Source organism: Cyanobacteriota bacterium (assembly GCA_027618255.1).
GTDB lineage: Bacteria > Cyanobacteriota > Vampirovibrionia > LMEP-6097 > LMEP-6097 > JABHOV01.
Genome location: JAQCFG010000047.1, coordinates 1 through 15,492, shown reverse-complemented (window position 1 = coordinate 15,492; position 15,492 = coordinate 1). Strand labels below are relative to the sequence as shown.

General features: G+C 37.6%; 18 protein-coding genes. 9 read left to right on the top strand and 9 right to left on the bottom strand.

Going from position 1 to position 15,492, the window contains the following annotated elements:
- Together O3C63_07175 and O3C63_07170 are read left to right on the top strand one after the other, a co-directional pair.
- Positions 1-535 (top strand): hypothetical protein (locus O3C63_07175; protein MDA0772711.1); only part of this gene is annotated, 535 nt, incomplete at its 5' end.
- Between the two features lie 131 nt (positions 536-666).
- Positions 667-1,593: a transposase gene (locus O3C63_07170; GenBank protein ID MDA0772710.1), complete on the top strand. Its 927-nt coding sequence runs from the start codon at positions 667-669 to the stop codon at positions 1,591-1,593.
- Positions 1,594-1,611: 18 nt separating this feature from the next.
- Here the strand turns inward: O3C63_07170 and O3C63_07165 are convergent, their stop codons facing one another.
- The 4 genes from O3C63_07165 to O3C63_07150 form a co-directional block, all read right to left on the bottom strand.
- The gene (locus tag O3C63_07165; GenBank protein ID MDA0772709.1) at positions 1,612-2,934 is read right to left on the bottom strand and encodes a FliH/SctL family protein; all 1,323 of its coding nucleotides are present in this window, start codon (positions 2,932-2,934) and stop codon (positions 1,612-1,614) included.
- 4 nt (positions 2,935-2,938) lie between these two features.
- On the bottom strand, positions 2,939-3,313 hold the full coding sequence (locus tag O3C63_07160; GenBank protein ID MDA0772708.1) for a hypothetical protein: 375 nt from the start codon (positions 3,311-3,313) through the stop codon (positions 2,939-2,941).
- Positions 3,310-5,043, bottom strand: a complete 1,734-nt coding sequence (locus O3C63_07155) for a hypothetical protein (protein ID MDA0772707.1) — start codon at positions 5,041-5,043, stop codon at positions 3,310-3,312. Before O3C63_07155 ends, O3C63_07160 begins: the two co-directional genes overlap by 4 nt.
- Before the next feature lie 73 nt (positions 5,044-5,116).
- On the bottom strand, positions 5,117-5,431 hold the full coding sequence (locus O3C63_07150; protein MDA0772706.1) for a flagellar hook-basal body complex protein FliE: 315 nt from the start codon (positions 5,429-5,431) through the stop codon (positions 5,117-5,119).
- Positions 5,432-5,578: 147 nt separating this feature from the next.
- Between O3C63_07150 and atpE the strand changes: the two genes are divergently transcribed.
- The 6 genes from atpE to ilvN all read left to right on the top strand — a co-directional run bounded on the left by atpE (position 5,579) and on the right by ilvN (position 8,344).
- A complete protein-coding gene (gene atpE / locus O3C63_07145; GenBank protein MDA0772705.1) occupies positions 5,579-5,815 on the top strand; it encodes an ATP synthase F0 subunit C in 237 nt (78 codons plus the stop codon).
- 18 nt (positions 5,816-5,833) lie between these two features.
- Complete coding sequence (locus tag O3C63_07140) at positions 5,834-6,286, top strand: ATP synthase F0 subunit B (protein MDA0772704.1); 453 nt, start codon at positions 5,834-5,836, stop codon at positions 6,284-6,286.
- A gap of 1 nt (position 6,287) precedes the next feature.
- Complete coding sequence (locus O3C63_07135; GenBank protein ID MDA0772703.1) at positions 6,288-6,779, top strand: ATP synthase F0 subunit B; 492 nt, start codon at positions 6,288-6,290, stop codon at positions 6,777-6,779.
- Between the two features lie 2 nt (positions 6,780-6,781).
- Complete coding sequence (atpH, locus tag O3C63_07130; GenBank protein ID MDA0772702.1) at positions 6,782-7,315, top strand: ATP synthase F1 subunit delta; 534 nt, start codon at positions 6,782-6,784, stop codon at positions 7,313-7,315.
- 106 nt (positions 7,316-7,421) lie between these two features.
- Positions 7,422-7,850: a ribose 5-phosphate isomerase B gene (gene rpiB / locus O3C63_07125; GenBank protein ID MDA0772701.1), complete on the top strand. Its 429-nt coding sequence runs from the start codon at positions 7,422-7,424 to the stop codon at positions 7,848-7,850.
- 20 nt (positions 7,851-7,870) lie between these two features.
- Positions 7,871-8,344: an acetolactate synthase small subunit gene (gene ilvN / locus O3C63_07120; GenBank protein ID MDA0772700.1), complete on the top strand. Its 474-nt coding sequence runs from the start codon at positions 7,871-7,873 to the stop codon at positions 8,342-8,344.
- Between the two features lie 250 nt (positions 8,345-8,594).
- Here the strand turns inward: ilvN and purB are convergent, their stop codons facing one another.
- From purB to purD, 5 genes are read right to left on the bottom strand one after another with little or no spacing between them, the layout of a single operon-like run.
- The gene (purB, locus tag O3C63_07115) at positions 8,595-9,989 is read right to left on the bottom strand and encodes an adenylosuccinate lyase (GenBank protein MDA0772699.1); all 1,395 of its coding nucleotides are present in this window, start codon (positions 9,987-9,989) and stop codon (positions 8,595-8,597) included.
- Positions 9,967-10,881, bottom strand: a complete 915-nt coding sequence (locus O3C63_07110) for a phosphoribosylaminoimidazolesuccinocarboxamide synthase (protein MDA0772698.1) — start codon at positions 10,879-10,881, stop codon at positions 9,967-9,969. Before O3C63_07110 ends, purB begins: the two co-directional genes overlap by 23 nt.
- The gene (gene purM, locus O3C63_07105; GenBank protein MDA0772697.1) at positions 10,878-11,915 is read right to left on the bottom strand and encodes a phosphoribosylformylglycinamidine cyclo-ligase; all 1,038 of its coding nucleotides are present in this window, start codon (positions 11,913-11,915) and stop codon (positions 10,878-10,880) included. Before purM ends, O3C63_07110 begins: the two co-directional genes overlap by 4 nt.
- A gap of 1 nt (position 11,916) precedes the next feature.
- Positions 11,917-12,444: a 5-(carboxyamino)imidazole ribonucleotide mutase gene (gene purE / locus O3C63_07100; GenBank protein MDA0772696.1), complete on the bottom strand. Its 528-nt coding sequence runs from the start codon at positions 12,442-12,444 to the stop codon at positions 11,917-11,919.
- A gap of 46 nt (positions 12,445-12,490) precedes the next feature.
- Complete coding sequence (purD, locus tag O3C63_07095; protein ID MDA0772695.1) at positions 12,491-13,795, bottom strand: phosphoribosylamine--glycine ligase; 1,305 nt, start codon at positions 13,793-13,795, stop codon at positions 12,491-12,493.
- A gap of 161 nt (positions 13,796-13,956) precedes the next feature.
- Between purD and O3C63_07090 the strand changes: the two genes are divergently transcribed.
- Positions 13,957-15,462 carry a Fic family protein gene (locus O3C63_07090; protein ID MDA0772694.1) on the top strand — a complete coding sequence of 502 codons (1,506 nt, stop codon included), beginning with the start codon at positions 13,957-13,959 and terminating at the stop codon, positions 15,460-15,462.
- Positions 15,463-15,492 lie beyond the last annotated feature (30 nt).

Here is a 15,492-nt window from a genome sequence, read left to right as displayed (position 1 = left end):
TTTCACGTCATTTGCTGCTGACACTATTGATTTTGAAGCTATTGGCGACACGCTAGCTTTGGATGCAACGACAACAATCGATCTAAACGGTTCAGATTTAAATTTCAATGGTGGACTTCTGATGCTTGATGATTCCGCACAGAACGTTGGTATAGGTACCGCAACTCCTGCAACCAAACTCGAAGTTAATGGAACTACATTAGCAACAACAATGCTAACTAAAACAGTAACTAACAACACAACAGCTGCAACTATCACAGTTGATTGGAATGTCGGTAACAAACAAAAAGTTACTCTTAATCAAGCTGGGCACACTGTGAATTTCACAAATCCAACCGGCGGCATAGGTTCGTTCTCTTTGATTATTTATCAAGATGGTACTGGTAGTAGAACTGTAACAACCTGGGACACTGATATCAAATGGCCAAGTGGCACAGCGCCAACACTGTCAAGCACTGCTTCTGCCTTAGACGTAATTACTTGCATCTATGATGGAACCAACTATCTGTGCCAAGCAGGACTTGATTTCCAATAACATAAGCCACCCGTACCTAGTATTTTATATTCCCACAGATAATTACAATTAATGCGTACGTGTATACCGCAAATATTTTATTTGACATGAATTTCTTGTTAGACTTCAAAGCTAAATATGGAGTTTAAATCATGACACAAGCAACAATCTGTTATCCAAATGCCTTCTATCATGTATGTGCAAGAGGATCAAATAAAAAAAAACTGTTTAAAGACTTTTCAGACTACGATTATTTCTTTAAATTACTAAAACGTTCAGTAATTAAATTCAACCTTAGAGTACATGCATACTGCCTCTTACCAAATCACTATCATCTATACCTTCAAACACCAAATGCAAACTTGCCGGTTATAATGAAACATATAAATGAATCATATGCAAAATATTTTGTAAAAAAATATCTCAAAGAACAGTCTGGGCATGTCTTTGGTCAGCGCTATCAAAGACAATTAGTGCAGAATGAAACTTATAGTAAAACTTTATTTGTCTATATAATGTTCAACAGTTACAAGCACAATAAAAACATAAAACCGAGTCAATGGCCTTACACTAGCTACAGAGCAATTTCTGGAGAGATAAAGCTACCAGACTTTCTATCTACAGACTTGTTTAAATCAAGTTTTATAGACATAAATGATTTTTATAAATTTTCAACCAAGTTTGACTATGCTTGGAATCCAGCAAAAGAAGCCATTGCTCAATTTTTCCTTGGAGATGAAGACTTTGCACAAAACATCATCAATAGATACATTGACCTAGAAAATGAGAATCTTAACTCGATAGTCAAAATGCGCAATTACATGGGACCAAACCGAATTATGAGTTACATTAGTCAATTAGATTTAAGCAATAGAGACAAAACAGACTCTATTATTTACCTACTTCGTGAATTTACTGATTTAACACGCAATGATGTAGGCACATTATTAGGAGTAAGCAAGGACGTTATTACGCAAAGGCATCACAAAACGCGACAAAAGATTGAATGCAATCCAAAGTGGTCCAATATCCTTAGTTTAGAAGCATTAATTTCAAATAGCTTATCTGTTGAGATATAACATACTAGGTACGGGTGGCTAGTATTCTGGAAAACGATCATCGTTTGATGCATCATCAAAATTACTATCATCACCTAAATCTGTATCTTCTGCAAATTCATTAAACTCTTCAAATTCCAAATCTTCATCTTCTGGATAAACTTCATCATCAGCCAAAACGGCATCTAGCTTAGAATTGAGTTCTTCGTCTTCATCATCTTCAAACAAATCCTGTAGATCAATCAAATTGAGAGGAATATCGTCATCCGTTTTGACAGAAGAATCTTCTTTAATATCAGCATCACTATTTAAAACATCTTGAAGCAATTTATCCATATCTTCATCAATTTCAAAATCATCAAGATCAAGCTCTCCAATCATTTCTAGATCGGCATCGCTTGGTTCTCCAACCGCTTGGGCCAGAGCTTGGTTTAGTTGTCGTGGTTCTGATTCCATCTTAACTTCTCCAACTTCCTCTACAATATCAGGAAGATCAATAATTTTATGCCCCAAATAACGCTCAAAAGCAACACGAATTAGCTCCAATTGACTAGAAAAACTAGCGTCTAAACGCCCGCCTTGAGTCTCAACAATGCAAGAACCCATATCTACCGTATCATCAGCTTTAAAGTGGATTTTAACCTTGGAATCGACTACTTTACTGAGCATTGAGCCTAAATACTCAGATTTAGTTTCATCTGCTGAATTAAGGCTAATTGTCATTAAACCTCCAGTAGTAGCCACTTTAGCAACAGCCTGCGTTACCTGATCAGCTATTAACAGAGTATTAAACCTAGCTTCGGCACCAAGTATTTGCCTAACGACATCAAGCGCCAATGCAGCAATCTCTGTTTTGGCTTCGTTTAAAGTAGCAGTTTTAAGATCTTGAAAACTAGCGAGTATATCCATCAACTCTGCTATATAACTATCAGCTCGAGTCATAGCTTCATCAAAAGCATCTTCTCTAGCTTTTGCAATAATTGAGTCTTGTTCAATCCTTGCCTTTTCCAGTTTTTTATACTCTAGTCGAATTTCCTCACCTTGTCTTTCAGCTTCTTGATTAGCATTAGTCAAAATTGTTTCAGCTTCAATTCGTGCAGTTTCTAATTCTTGATTAATCTGATCAAGCACAACAGCTTTATGTTGAGAAATTTCTTTTTCTTTGAGCTCTAACAATTCAGCAACTCGATCCTGCGTCAAAGCCTCCGCATCTCTTTCAACAACAGGATTAAAGCCATTACCATTAGAGCTTTGTTGATCATAAGTCTCAGGTAATTCAAAGTCTTCAATCTGCACCTTTTCAAGTACTAGAGCTTCATCAACTCCATAAACTTCTTCAAGTATAGATTTCTTAAAAAGCATTAGGCTAATTCACCTCTTCTAATACTTGCTCATCAATGATTCTTGCAAGCGCATGTGACAAGTTTGGTCTATTACTTGATTTAGACAAACGATATTCAATATAGCCTTTGACTTTAGGACGTTCAGAGCCTAAGTAGCTGAGACTCTTTTGACGCTTAGATTCTTCATTGACATTGTCAATCAATCGATAAAATTCAGGCCAGGTATTGGCAAAATAATCCCAATCCTCTTGCGACAAAGTCTCATCAATAGTAAGATCCACATCACTAATCCTTTGCACCAACGGCAAAGGCAGTTGCTCAAATATAGTTTTTTGGGTCGCAGGGGGTAAAGACCTAAGTATTAAAGCTAATGATTTTAATTTACGATCTGTCTTCATTCAACATCCTCTTCTAACCAAGTTTGAATTTTTCGTGCCAAAATCTCTGGCTTCTTATTAGCTACTGATTGGAAATTATTTAATAAATTATCAAACTGCATTTGCTCTTGTTCAATAGCTGGTGAGTCATTGGAATAAGACCTCGCCTCGCCCTTTGCAGCAGACTTCTCTTGGACAAAAGAATCACCCATCATTTCTTTAAGCAAAGCCTCTTGTTGCTTTAAAGCCTCTGCCTCACCATAGTCCATACCAGGTTCATCATTAATTATTTCTTCAAACTCATTACCCAAACGAGGGTCCATTTCATTGGTATATTCTTTATTCGCTGCCGCACTTAAGAAATTCAAACTAATAATTGCAACCAAGAGTAAACCAAGCACAATTGCAATAATCGTAAAGATCTTAGTTATGCTACTCCAAATACCACCATGAAAAAAGTTAGTAACATTGGATACAAATCCAGTTTTCACTGGAGCTATTGCTTCAATATCATCACTCGCTCCTAAATTAACTACTGTAAGTTTCACATCATTGACACTAGCTTCTGGACCAATAATAGCTGCAACGCTTTCTCTGAGCTGTTCAAGAGACACCATTGTAGGTACTGACTTATCGACGGCAAGAGCAACAGTAACATTGGTTACACGTCCTGGAAGATAGGTTGTACTCTTTTGTTCAAAACTTGGCAAGAGAGTTTCATTAACACTCTCAGAATTATAGTTCTTGGAATTAGCTGCACCAGGTCCAGCTACATTGTCTTTACTACCAGCATTAAGAGTTTCAGAATCAGTTTGTCTTGCACCAACTGCACCGTCTTTATAGATAGTTTCTTGTTTCTCTACCTTTTCTCTACTGATAGAAGCGCTAATACTAACTTCATAAGCCTTAGGACCAAGCACTACATCTAAGTACTTAGTTACCCTGGCTTTAATTAACTTATTGGTACGTTCAATATCATCAATAAAATCGTCAGAATTCGCTTCATCATCTTCTTTAAAAGTGCTATAGTTTCTACCTTGAGTATCCACGATAGAAATCTTGTCCTTTTGCAAATCAGGTACATAACCTCTCAATAAATTCACAATACTTTTGATTTGTGATTTACTAAGTTCATCAGCTTCATTCATCAACTCTAGCTGCACAGTAGCTGTAGCTGTAGACTGCATTTCAGCAAAAAGTTGTTGCTCCGGGATATTGACTCGAACCGTAGCAGACTTAAAATCCTTCATGCGACTAATAATTCTAGATAGATCACCATTAATGGCTCTACCAAGTTTGATACGTTTATCATAATCACTAGCAGCCCAATCATTTTGATCAAACAAACCATAATCATCATCTTCTAATAAATTCGTTCTAGCCAAAACTAAGTAAGAACTTTCAATCGCTTTTTCAAAAACCTTAACCACGTAATCACCTGGTCTTTCACCTTGGTCAACTTTGGCATCAATGTTAACTGATTTTAATTTTGCAACAATTTCAAATGCTCTTGGTTGATCAATCTCTTGAACTAGGGGAACTAAGTCACCGCTATTTTCATCACCTTGTTTAGTACCAAAAATCATAAACCCAAATAATGCAAGAACAACAGCAATACCAATAAATGCATATATTCTTTTTTGTGGATCTGTAAAAATATCTTGTATAGTTGACTGAATACCCCCGTCAGTTTTGGACCGACCAGTATTATCAAAATTTAAATCATCTTCAGTTGTAACTTCACCAGCCATGCTCTAAATTTAATATTCCACATTTCTCTTCAGTTTTCAGGAAAAATACACCATTTAACCTAATCCTTAGAGATTAAACTTGCATACTAGATAATTTATCAAATGCTCCAACAACCTTTTGAGTCATCGCGGTTATTAACTTAAATGCCACTCCTGATTTACCAAGAGCAATCATGACTTCATGAATATCAACATTGCCTGTTTTTACGGCTTCAATACTTAATTTCTCTGGTTCACCCATAATATTGTTAGCCTTATTGAGCATTTGCGAGACTGTGTCACCGAAACTGGCTCCATTGACTTTGTCGCCAACACTAATGTGTCCGTGTAGCAATTTCTGTGCTCCTGGCATCGTAGGCATCTGAGGTAATTGTCCGTAGTTTTGCATAGCTCTATCTAACTAAATCAAAGTTATGATTTAGTTAAGCCAAGCCAAATTAGTTCTAAAATATAGGTCTTTTGATATAATTTCTGGTGTCAGAAGCTCAGATAACGGAAATGAGCTTATTTGGACGTATTTTAAAGGAGTATGTAAATGGCAGAAATGGAAACAATGGGACTTGCAATCGGTACTGGTTTAGCAGCATTAGGTGTAACTGGCCCAGCAATCGGTGTAGGACTAGTAGCTGGCAAAATGCTTGAGGGATCAGCAAGACAACCTGAACATACAGGATCATTATTCACAAACGCAATCATCTTTGCAGGTATGGCAGAAGCGCTAGGTATCCTTGCATGGTTAGTTTCGTTCTTATTATTTGGTAAAATTGGTTAATCACCAACGGAGTAAATTTTGGTTTCAATAAATTTCACGGCAGTAATCTTCGCGTTAAGCTTTATCGGCTTTCTTTATTTAATGAAGTTCGTCTTCTTTGATAAGGTTGCTGCTGTGATTGACCAAAGAGAAGGTCATATCAAAGACAAACTTGTAGCATCTAGGAAGGCACAAGAAAGGATCGAACAAGAAATCGAGAACCAAAATCCGAAAGAGCTTTTAGCACAAGCTAAATCAAGCTCAAGTAGCATCCTTAATGATGCAATGAATATTGCCACCAAGGACAAAGACAAACTAGTGAACGCAGCCAAAACTGAATTCAACAGTAAGTTAGAAGCTAGCCTAACTAGCCTCAAAAAAGAAGAAACTGAACTTAGAAAAAGCATCGATTCTATAATTACAGAATTGGTTGCAACAACAGTTGACAAGCTAATTTCAGAACTCAACACTAAAGAAAAGGCATTAAACTAATATGCACGGCGAAACAACATTAACTCAATTATTTCAAGAAAGTAATGCGATCAATTTCATATTTGCTGCAGCAATACTCTATTTCTTTTTGGTCAAAGTATTGCCAGAATCAGCATCTAAACGCAAGTCTGAACTAGAACAAGAAATAGCCAAAGCTCAAGAACTGAAAGAAGAAGCTGAAGCAAAATTAACCGAGCTAGAAAAAGAAATCGATAGAGCGAAGGCAGAATCAACAAGAATAATAAATAGCGCTAAAGACAACGCAGAAGACATTAAAAACAAAACAGTAGCTGCGGCTAAAGCAGAGATTGCCAAGCTCAATGCTAACGCAACAAAAGAAATTGAAATGCAAAGAATAATTGCAATTGAGAGTCTTCGCAAAGAAGTCGCAATTAGCGTCATTAACGAAACAGAAAAATCACTCAAATCTAAACAAGGTGAAATTGATTCTTTAATCAAAGACAAACTCAAAAAGGACTTGGCTAAGGTATAACGATGCAAAATCAAAAAAATAAACTCATTGCCAAGAAATATGCTGAAGCACTTGCTGAAATAAGACAAGGCCAGACAGTTATAGAAGATCTTGAATTAGTTAAATCAGTCTTTGAAACAAGTACCGAATTACTAGAGGTTTTTGCTAGTCCACAATTTCAAAGCCAAGGCAAAAAACAAGTACTTGTATCTGTCTTTGAAGGCAAAGTACAAAAAGAAGTACTCAATACATTGATGATTTTATTAGAGCGTCGCCGCATCCAGCTTGCACCTGCTTTAGCAGAATGCTACAAAGAGATTTATTACAAAAGAGAGAATATTGAGTTTGCCAAAGTCAGCTCAATGAACAAGCTTAAAACCAAAGAGCTTAATGAAATTAAAACTCAACTAGAAACTAGCTTCAATAGCAAAGTAGAAATCAACAATGAGCTAGATGAATCACTAATAGCTGGAATCAAAATCGAAATTGCAAATAAGGTGATCGACTCAAGTCTCAAGACTAAGTTGAAGAAATTGAAGTCACTTTTGCTTAATTAAGCACATTACTATATTTGCACCAAGCTACTTAAGATAAAGGTGTCAATTATTAGCAATTAGGTTTTTTTCACAAGTGCAACTTAGATTTTTGCTAAGATTCTAGCAAATGGAAAACCTAGTAATAGCAAGCGACCACGCTGCATATGAACTTAAAGAGCAGCTCAAAATTAAACTAGTGGCTAATGGCTATCAGCTAGTTGATTTAGGCTGCCATTCCAAGGATTCAGTACATTACCCTGATATTGCAAAGGAATTAGCCCAGTACGTACTAAAGCACAAATGCAAAGGTATATTGCTTTGCGGATCAGGAATTGGAGTTAGTATTACAGCTAATCGTTATCCAGGAATCTACGCTGCACTTGTAACAAGTGTAGAAATGGCAGAAATGAGTCGTCGTCATAATCATGCCAATGTTTTGATCATGGGATCTAGATTCATCAGCCCCGAACTGGCTGAACAAATCCTCGACAAGTGGTTAAACACGGAGCCAGAACTTGGTAGACATGAACAGCGAGTTGCCATGATAGATGGATAAATCTGGGTAAATATAGTTTAATGCGCAACATACTATCAGTATTGGTCGAAAATGAATCAGGAGTTCTTGCCAGAATATCCGGTATGTTTAGTCGTCGTGGTTACAATATTGAAAGTATTACAGTTGGAGCTTCTGAACATTCTGGTTTAAGTCGTATCATTATTGTTACCGACCTTGAAGATGTTGAACAAATACAAAAACAACTACACAAATTAATTAACACGATCAAAGTCAGCAATCTCTCTGAGACTAGTTTCGTTGATAGGGAACTTGCACTAATTAAAGTATCTAGTAAAATTCACCGTAGTGAGATCATTGAAATCTCATCTCTATTTCGTTCACGAATTATTGACGTGGCAGATGACTCTATAATCATCGAAGCACTAGGTGATAACGAAAAAATCTCCTCACTTATACAAATCCTTAGTCCTTATGGCATTAAAGAAGTTTCCAGGACTGGGACTATTGCTATGAGTCGCGGCAAGACCAAGTAAGGCTAAAGATTACCAAGTTGTAATCCCTGTTGGCGAGAATAAATTTGCTTACTAGTTTTTTTAATTTCTTGAAAAAAGCCAGGATCGATATTTCTGATGACAATCTTAGTAGTGCACGAATTTTAGATGGCACTTGATTTTGAGAACTAATCAAAGATTTGAGAATTTTCTCTAAAGCATTATGGCATTTCTCGATACAAGTAAGATAGTTATCACATTTATGGCTATCAGCCGCAGACTTAAGATCATATCAAGATTTTACCATCTCTGGCTCAAGACCAGAAGCCAATTGCTCTGCAATCCCAATATAATTAGCTGGCTCTAGTTTACTTAATTCAGCTTTAATAGCTGAATCTAGATCAAGCTCTTGAATAAATTTTTGAAAATCTTGAGTTGTTACTTTCTTGCCCCTAGTAAGAGTCTTAAGTTGCTCGTAAGGGATAGCAAGTCCTTCACGGCGCATAACAGTTTGAATAGCTTCAGCCAATACTTCAGGATGCTCATCAAGAGATTCTTGGACCTTTACATGATTGACTTTAGTTTTACTCAAACCCTTAAGCGTAGATTTATAGGCAAGCAGAGAATATGCAAAAGCAATTCCAAAATTGCGCAAGACTGTAGAATCGGTAAGATCTCTTTGCAAACGGGAGATTGGTAATTTGTTTTTAAAGAAGCCAAACAAAGCGTTTGCAAGCCCTAGATTACCCTCACTGTTTTCAAAATCAATGGGATTGACCTTGTGCGGCATGGTTGAAGAGCCAACTTCTTTGTCATTAGCTTTTTGGATAATCCAACCATCGCTAATATAACGCCAGATATCCTGATCAAAACTAATTACGATAGTGTTGAGGCGAGAAAAAATATCTGAAATCTCTGCCAAAGTATCATGTGACTCAATTTGAGTAGTGTACAAATTAGCTTCTAGTTTAATTGTTAGGTCTTGATTTAGAGTATCGATAAACCTAGCACTAAAATCAAGCCAATCTATATTAGGGAAGGCTACTTGATGAGCGTTATAGTTACCAGTCGCTCCGTTGAGCTTGGCTAGCATAGTAAAAGATTCTATTTGTTTGACTTGTCTGTGAATTCTTTGGGCAAAAACCTTGAATTCCTTACCAAAAGTAGTTGGTGACGCTGATTGTCCGTGAGTACGAGCGAGTATCGCTGTTGATTTATACTCTTGAGCCATAGCATCAAGCTTGCTCTCCAGTTCCTTGATGCAAGGTAGCATCACATCATTGACAGCCTCGCAAATCATCAAAGCATACGAGAGGTTATTGATGTCTTCAGAAGTGAGAGCAAAGTGAATCCACTCCTTGAGGTCTTCAAGTGAGTTGTCAGTGAGCTTGTCTTTAAGTAAGTACTCAACTGACTTAACATCATGATTAATTACAGATTCTTTGGCTTTGACATTAATTGCATCATCAAAACTAAAGTCCTTATATATAGAACGAAGTTGCTCGATCTCCCCTATTCCCAATTCCCTAATCCCCATTCCCTTTTGCCCGGCAAGGGCAATAAGGTATTCGACCTCAACTCTGACTCTATAACGAATCAAGGCTGCTTCACTAAAATAATTAGCTAAAGCGTCTACTTTGGCTCTATATCTACCGTCTATGGGACTAATTGCTTTGAGTTCTTGCATTAAACTTCTCTCCAGTAATCTGTTCAAAAATTTGAATATAACGGCTAGAAAGCTCAACTACCATTGCTTCAGGAGCTTCAGGTAAAACCTCATCCTTATAAGGATCACAGTTGTCTTTAAACCAGATACGCAGGAACTCTTTATCAAAGCTCTTAGGGTTAGCTCCATTGTCAAAAGCTTCTTGATAGGAATCTGCCATCCAATAACGAGATGAATCAGGTGTATGCACTTCATCAATCAAGACCAAGTTATCATTTTCATCAATTCCAAATTCATACTTAGTATCAACAAGAATCAAACCACGCTCTAAAGCAAGTTCTTGACCGCGTTTGAAGATTTTGATTGCAATATCATTTACTTCTTCGAGTCTTGCTTGACTAAGCAAACCCATTTCAACGATTTGTTTTGAGTTGACATTCTCATCACCTAGGTCTGACTTAGTTGTTGGAGTAAGTACAGGCTCAGGAAGTTTTTGGTTTTTGACTATGCCATCAGGCAATTGAAAGTCACCAAAATCTCTTTGACCATTGTTATAGACAGTCCAAAGTGAAGTAGAAGTAACCCCTGTAATATAGCCACGCACTATGATTTCTATTGGCAGTGGTTTGGTTTTCTTGGCAATGATTGTATTGTCGTCAGGTGAAGAGATCACGTGATTGGCTACTATGTCTTTGAATTGATCGAACCACCAAATACTCAGCTGATTGAGAACACTGCCTTTGTGAGGGATATGCGCGAGGACCCTATCAAAAGATGAATGTCTATCAGTCGTTACAATAGTCAAAGTGCCATTGTTATTGTCATAAATATCTCTGACCTTGCCTTCGCGCTTAACGCCGCTTAAGTTAGTTGTTTTAATTACGTTACTTGCATCAATTGTTTCTACTGTCATTTAACCTTTACCTCTTTATTACCCGCTACCACTTTACCGATAGTATAAAACTCCTTACCTGAAACACTTAGTTTGTTTTTGACTTTGGCTGCATCACTCGGATCAACAATGATGATCATACCAATACCCATATTAAATACTCTAAACATCTCTTCTCTAGAAACAGAACCAAGCTCTTGAATTAAATTAAAGATAGGCAATACAGGCCAAGTGCCGTCATTGATTTCCACTGCAACACCCTCAGGAAGCACTCTTGGGATATTTTCAGTAAATCCACCACCGGTGATATGAGCAAGTGAATGAACATCAATACCAGAATCTAAAATATCAAGAATTTCTTTGCCGTAACTCAAATGCGGCTTGAGTAAAACCTCGCCGATGCTTTGTCCGCCAAGTTCTACTGGCTGGTCGGTGACCTTGTGATCTTTCAGCAACACTGTGCGAGCAAGTGAATAACCATTGGTATGAAGTCCACTTGATTCGATTCCAATCAAAACATCACCAACTTTGACTTTCTCACCTGTAATCACTTTGGATTTTTCGACAATTCCAGTTATGCAACCAGCGATGTCATGCTCATTAGCTTGGTAAGTACCTGGCATCTCAGCTGTCTCACCTCCAACTAAAGAAAGACCGTTTTCTCTACAAGCCTTGCACATACCCTTGACGATATCTGCCATCAAGGCTGGATCAAGTTTGTCATGAGCGACGTAATCAAGAAAGGTAAGCCCGCGAGCTCCCATCACCAAAATATCATTAATACTATGATTGACGATATCCTCACCAACAGTATCAAACTTGTTCATTAGTTTAGCGACACTTAGCTTCGTGCCAACTCCATCAATACTTTGAACCAAAATTGGTTCTTTGTAATCATTAACTATTTGCTTCAAATCATAAAGAGCACCAAAGCTACCTAACCCAGTAATCACGGCACTTGAATGAGTACTTGCCACATCATCCTTGATAAGCAAAATAGTTTGACTACCTGCATCAATACTTACCCCAGCTTGTGAATATAAATCAGTTGCCATTTTAAACCTTTGTTTTTGTTTGTTGCGAAAGGTATTCTTCATAACCTATCTCTTCGAGCCTTGCAGAACGAGCTTCTACTTTGTCTTTCATGTCTTTTTTGAATGCAATTAGCTTATCGTGCATTGCTTGGTTTGAAGCTCCAATAATTTGTGCTGCTAATATCCCAGCGTTGCGAGCACCATCAATTGCGACCGTAGCAACAGGAACTCCTGGTGGCATTTGCACTGTAGCAAGCAGCGCATCCATACCATCAAGGCTGGATTTAATTGGTACTCCAATAATTGGCAGAGCTGAATGTGCTGCCATTGCTCCAGCTAAGTGAGCTGCCATTCCAGCTGCTGCAATAATGACCTTAAGACCTCTAGATTGAGCTGACTTTGCATAATCTGCTGCTCTATCAGGACAACGGTGAGCCGACATTACGGCAATCTCACTCTCAATACCTAGTTCCGTTAATACTTTAGCTGATTCTTTCATGACCCCAAGGTCAGAATCAGAGCCCATTACTATGCCTACTTGAATCGTCATCGAGACCAATTGTAGCATATTGCAATACCTAATCAAAATGAAATATCTAGGCCGAGATTGAACAATTAATAAGGCTGGTCAAATTAAAACCAATATCATTACGTTGATATTTGCCTTCAAAATTGATCTTGGCAGCAGCTTTATAAGCCTGACTGATAGCAGTCTCAAGGTCAGCGGCTATTGCAGTGACACCAAGTACTCTGCCGCCGTTAGTTACGAGCTTGTCTTCATCATGCTTAGTGCCAGCTTGAAAAACTACTATATCTTGTTCTTGATTAGCCTGATCAAGCCCAGTAATCTCCATGCCCTTAACATAGTCAGCAGGATAACCGCCAGAAGCAAGCACTATGCAAGCAGCACTTTGACCTGACCATTTAAGTTCGATTTGATCAAGTTTACCAACAAGGCTCGCTTCAATAATATCGACAAGATCAGTCTCAAGAGTTCTCATGTAGACTTGTGTTTCAGGATCACCAAAGCGTACATTGTATTCAAGCAGCTTTGGACCTGTTTTTGTGATTATAAGCCCAGGATAAAGCAAACCAACAAAAGGATTACCTTCTGCTTTCATTCCAGCGATTGTTGGCTTGACAACAGTTTCGTTAATCTCATTCAATTGTTTTTGATTAAGCCAAGGAAGCGGAGTGATAGTCCCCATACCACCAGTATTAGGTCCGGTATTGCCTTCACCAACTGGTTTATGATCCTGCGCTGATTGTAAGATCAGTGAATTAGTGCCATCGGCAAAAGCATGAATAGAAATCTCCTGCCCTTCCAAGAATTCTTCAATAACAACTTCATTACCAGCGTCTCCAAAAATCCTTGCAATAAAAATCTTAGTGAGAAAATCCTGAGCCTCTTTTTGATTTTGTGCAATTGCAACTCCCTTACCAAGAGCAAGACCGCTTGCTTTAATTACGATCGGGTAACCCTTGTCGTTACAATAATCCATTGCTGGATTCATTTCAGTAAACACCTGATACTCAGCTGTCGGGATATTGTGACGAGTCATAAAATCCTTAGCAAAAGCCTTAGAGGATTCAAGCCTAGCTGCTGCTTGAGCCGGTCCCCAGATCTTAAGTCCCTTCGCTTGAAAACTATCAACAATACCTTCACCTAAAGGATCATCCGGACCGACTATAGTAAGATCAATCGCTTCTTTATATGCCAGGTGTTCAAGTTTGCCAAAATCCATTACTTTAATATCGACGTTCACGACTTTATCAATGGAGGCAGTGCCAGGGTTACCAGGAGCTACAAATATCTTCTCTACTTGCGTTGATTGTGCTAATTTCCAGACTAGCGCATGCTCTCTACCACCAGATCCTATTACTAAGAGACGTTTTGACATAAGGATAAAAGCTTAGCATAGCTAGTTTTTGGGTACTGTTAGTGGGATTTCTAGAAATAATAGGTTGATTTATCTAGCCAGAATGGGTATAATTATCTAGTAAAACGCGGATACTTTATCTTGTGAAACGCGGGCGCTTTATCTAGTGAGACGAGGTATTTATGGCACAAAACTACAAAGAAATTGAAGCGGCAGCACTTAGCTGGCTTGAGGACAAATTAGATGAAGGTCGTATTGTTTTCAAAAAAACAGAACTGAAAATTACTATTTTTAAATATCTCAAATCTCAAGACTATGCAGTAGAACTTCATAGTAATTATTTCTTTGTCAAAAAAAAGGATGAATTTGCACAAGAAGCCTTTAAGCAGTACTACTGGAAAATACTTATTCAATTCTTAAATATCAGGTTTGATTCAGAGGATCAGAACCCTGCTTGGTACTTAACAGGTTCATATCCCTATGAATTTCTAGTCGATTCTATTAAAATCCCCAGCCAGCAAGAACAGATTACGATTTCAACGAAGGCAAGCTCCAACACTATTATTAATTTATATGCAGAACATCATTTAGTTCTTAGTCAAGACAAGGATTTTGAAAATAAAATCATTATCAAACATAGATTAATCGATGATGATGTTTATGTTCTCAAACCTGAATATATGATCCTTCAATCTAACTCTACTCAATATCAACTCTACGAAGAAAATATAGTCGCCTATCTCAAACAAAAAGTCCTTGACGCTGACTATGTTCTAGATTACTTTGCTAAGAACAGATCTCCTGTTTTACAGGCAAGGTTAATAGGTGCGTTAAAACAAATTGGTAACCAGGTTCTATCATTAAAATTACAAACTATATTCAATGACAGTAATTACAAAGTTGCAATTGAGAATCCTTTTAGCCGAGATTATAAATTACAAAAACCTGGTAAGCCAGCCTTTGTCACAAGATTTGGATTGTCGATGGCAAAAGCGATTAAAGCACTTGAAGGAATTGATCCACCGAGAAGACTCAACAAAGAAGTAGATAAAAAAGCCATTGATCAGTTTGTCATTGAAGACACCTATCATAACCTAACCATAGAGGGCTATGACGTAACGAGAGAGTTAATTAATGAAATTAACAATAAAGGATTAATTGAAGACCAAAGCAATCTAAGAAACACAGCTGCAATTGCTGGCTTCAAAAGAGTAATAGACCTAATCAAACAACTAGCAGGGACTGAGTACCAATTCACTCAGGATCTAACCGAAGCACTTTGGCAAGAACTCTGGTCACCAAGTATTAATGCTGGACTTTTCAAGTACCAAATAGATACTTATAGAAACCACATGGTCAGTATCAAAGGCTCCAACTCAGTGCCGCCGGGTCATGAAAAAATCCATCATTTATTAGAGGAGTTTTATAACCACGCCAATGATTTTGATAATGGCTTTAGGCAAGCTATCTTCTTGCATTTTTTCTATGTCTGGATTCACCCCCACTCAGACGGCAACGGTCGCATATCCCGCTTCCTAATGAACCTTGCCTTTATCAAGGACAAATACAAATGGCTGACTATCCCATCAGAAGATCGTAAGAATTATTTTGCAGCCTTGGAAAAATCACAGCTTGAGGATGATATTAGTTATTTTGCTGATTATATAAGAGGATTAGTAAGCAGTTAATGTAAAATATTGTTAGCTAATTCCCCTCAA

What these genes read in the sequence shown, in the direction of transcription:
- O3C63_07170 (MDA0772710.1), top strand. Translation starts at nt 667, where the DNA reads ATGACACAAGCAACAATCTGTTATCCAAATGCCTTCTATCATGTATGT.
- O3C63_07165 (MDA0772709.1), bottom strand. Translation starts at nt 2,934, where the DNA reads ATGCTTTTTAAGAAATCTATACTTGAAGAAGTTTATGGAGTTGATGAA.
- O3C63_07160 (MDA0772708.1), bottom strand. Translation starts at nt 3,313, where the DNA reads ATGAAGACAGATCGTAAATTAAAATCATTAGCTTTAATACTTAGGTCT.
- O3C63_07155 (MDA0772707.1), bottom strand. Translation starts at nt 5,043, where the DNA reads ATGGCTGGTGAAGTTACAACTGAAGATGATTTAAATTTTGATAATACT.
- O3C63_07150 (MDA0772706.1), bottom strand. Translation starts at nt 5,431, where the DNA reads ATGCAAAACTACGGACAATTACCTCAGATGCCTACGATGCCAGGAGCA.
- atpE (MDA0772705.1), top strand. Translation starts at nt 5,579, where the DNA reads ATGGCAGAAATGGAAACAATGGGACTTGCAATCGGTACTGGTTTAGCA.
- O3C63_07135 (MDA0772703.1), top strand. Translation starts at nt 6,288, where the DNA reads ATGCACGGCGAAACAACATTAACTCAATTATTTCAAGAAAGTAATGCG.
- atpH (MDA0772702.1), top strand. Translation starts at nt 6,782, where the DNA reads ATGCAAAATCAAAAAAATAAACTCATTGCCAAGAAATATGCTGAAGCA.
- rpiB (MDA0772701.1), top strand. Translation starts at nt 7,422, where the DNA reads ATGGAAAACCTAGTAATAGCAAGCGACCACGCTGCATATGAACTTAAA.
- ilvN (MDA0772700.1), top strand. Translation starts at nt 7,871, where the DNA reads ATGCGCAACATACTATCAGTATTGGTCGAAAATGAATCAGGAGTTCTT.
- purB (MDA0772699.1), bottom strand. Translation starts at nt 9,989, where the DNA reads ATGCAAGAACTCAAAGCAATTAGTCCCATAGACGGTAGATATAGAGCC.
- O3C63_07110 (MDA0772698.1), bottom strand. Translation starts at nt 10,881, where the DNA reads ATGACAGTAGAAACAATTGATGCAAGTAACGTAATTAAAACAACTAAC.
- purM (MDA0772697.1), bottom strand. Translation starts at nt 11,915, where the DNA reads ATGGCAACTGATTTATATTCACAAGCTGGGGTAAGTATTGATGCAGGT.
- purE (MDA0772696.1), bottom strand. Translation starts at nt 12,444, where the DNA reads ATGACGATTCAAGTAGGCATAGTAATGGGCTCTGATTCTGACCTTGGG.
- purD (MDA0772695.1), bottom strand. Translation starts at nt 13,795, where the DNA reads ATGTCAAAACGTCTCTTAGTAATAGGATCTGGTGGTAGAGAGCATGCG.
- O3C63_07090 (MDA0772694.1), top strand. Translation starts at nt 13,957, where the DNA reads ATGGCACAAAACTACAAAGAAATTGAAGCGGCAGCACTTAGCTGGCTT.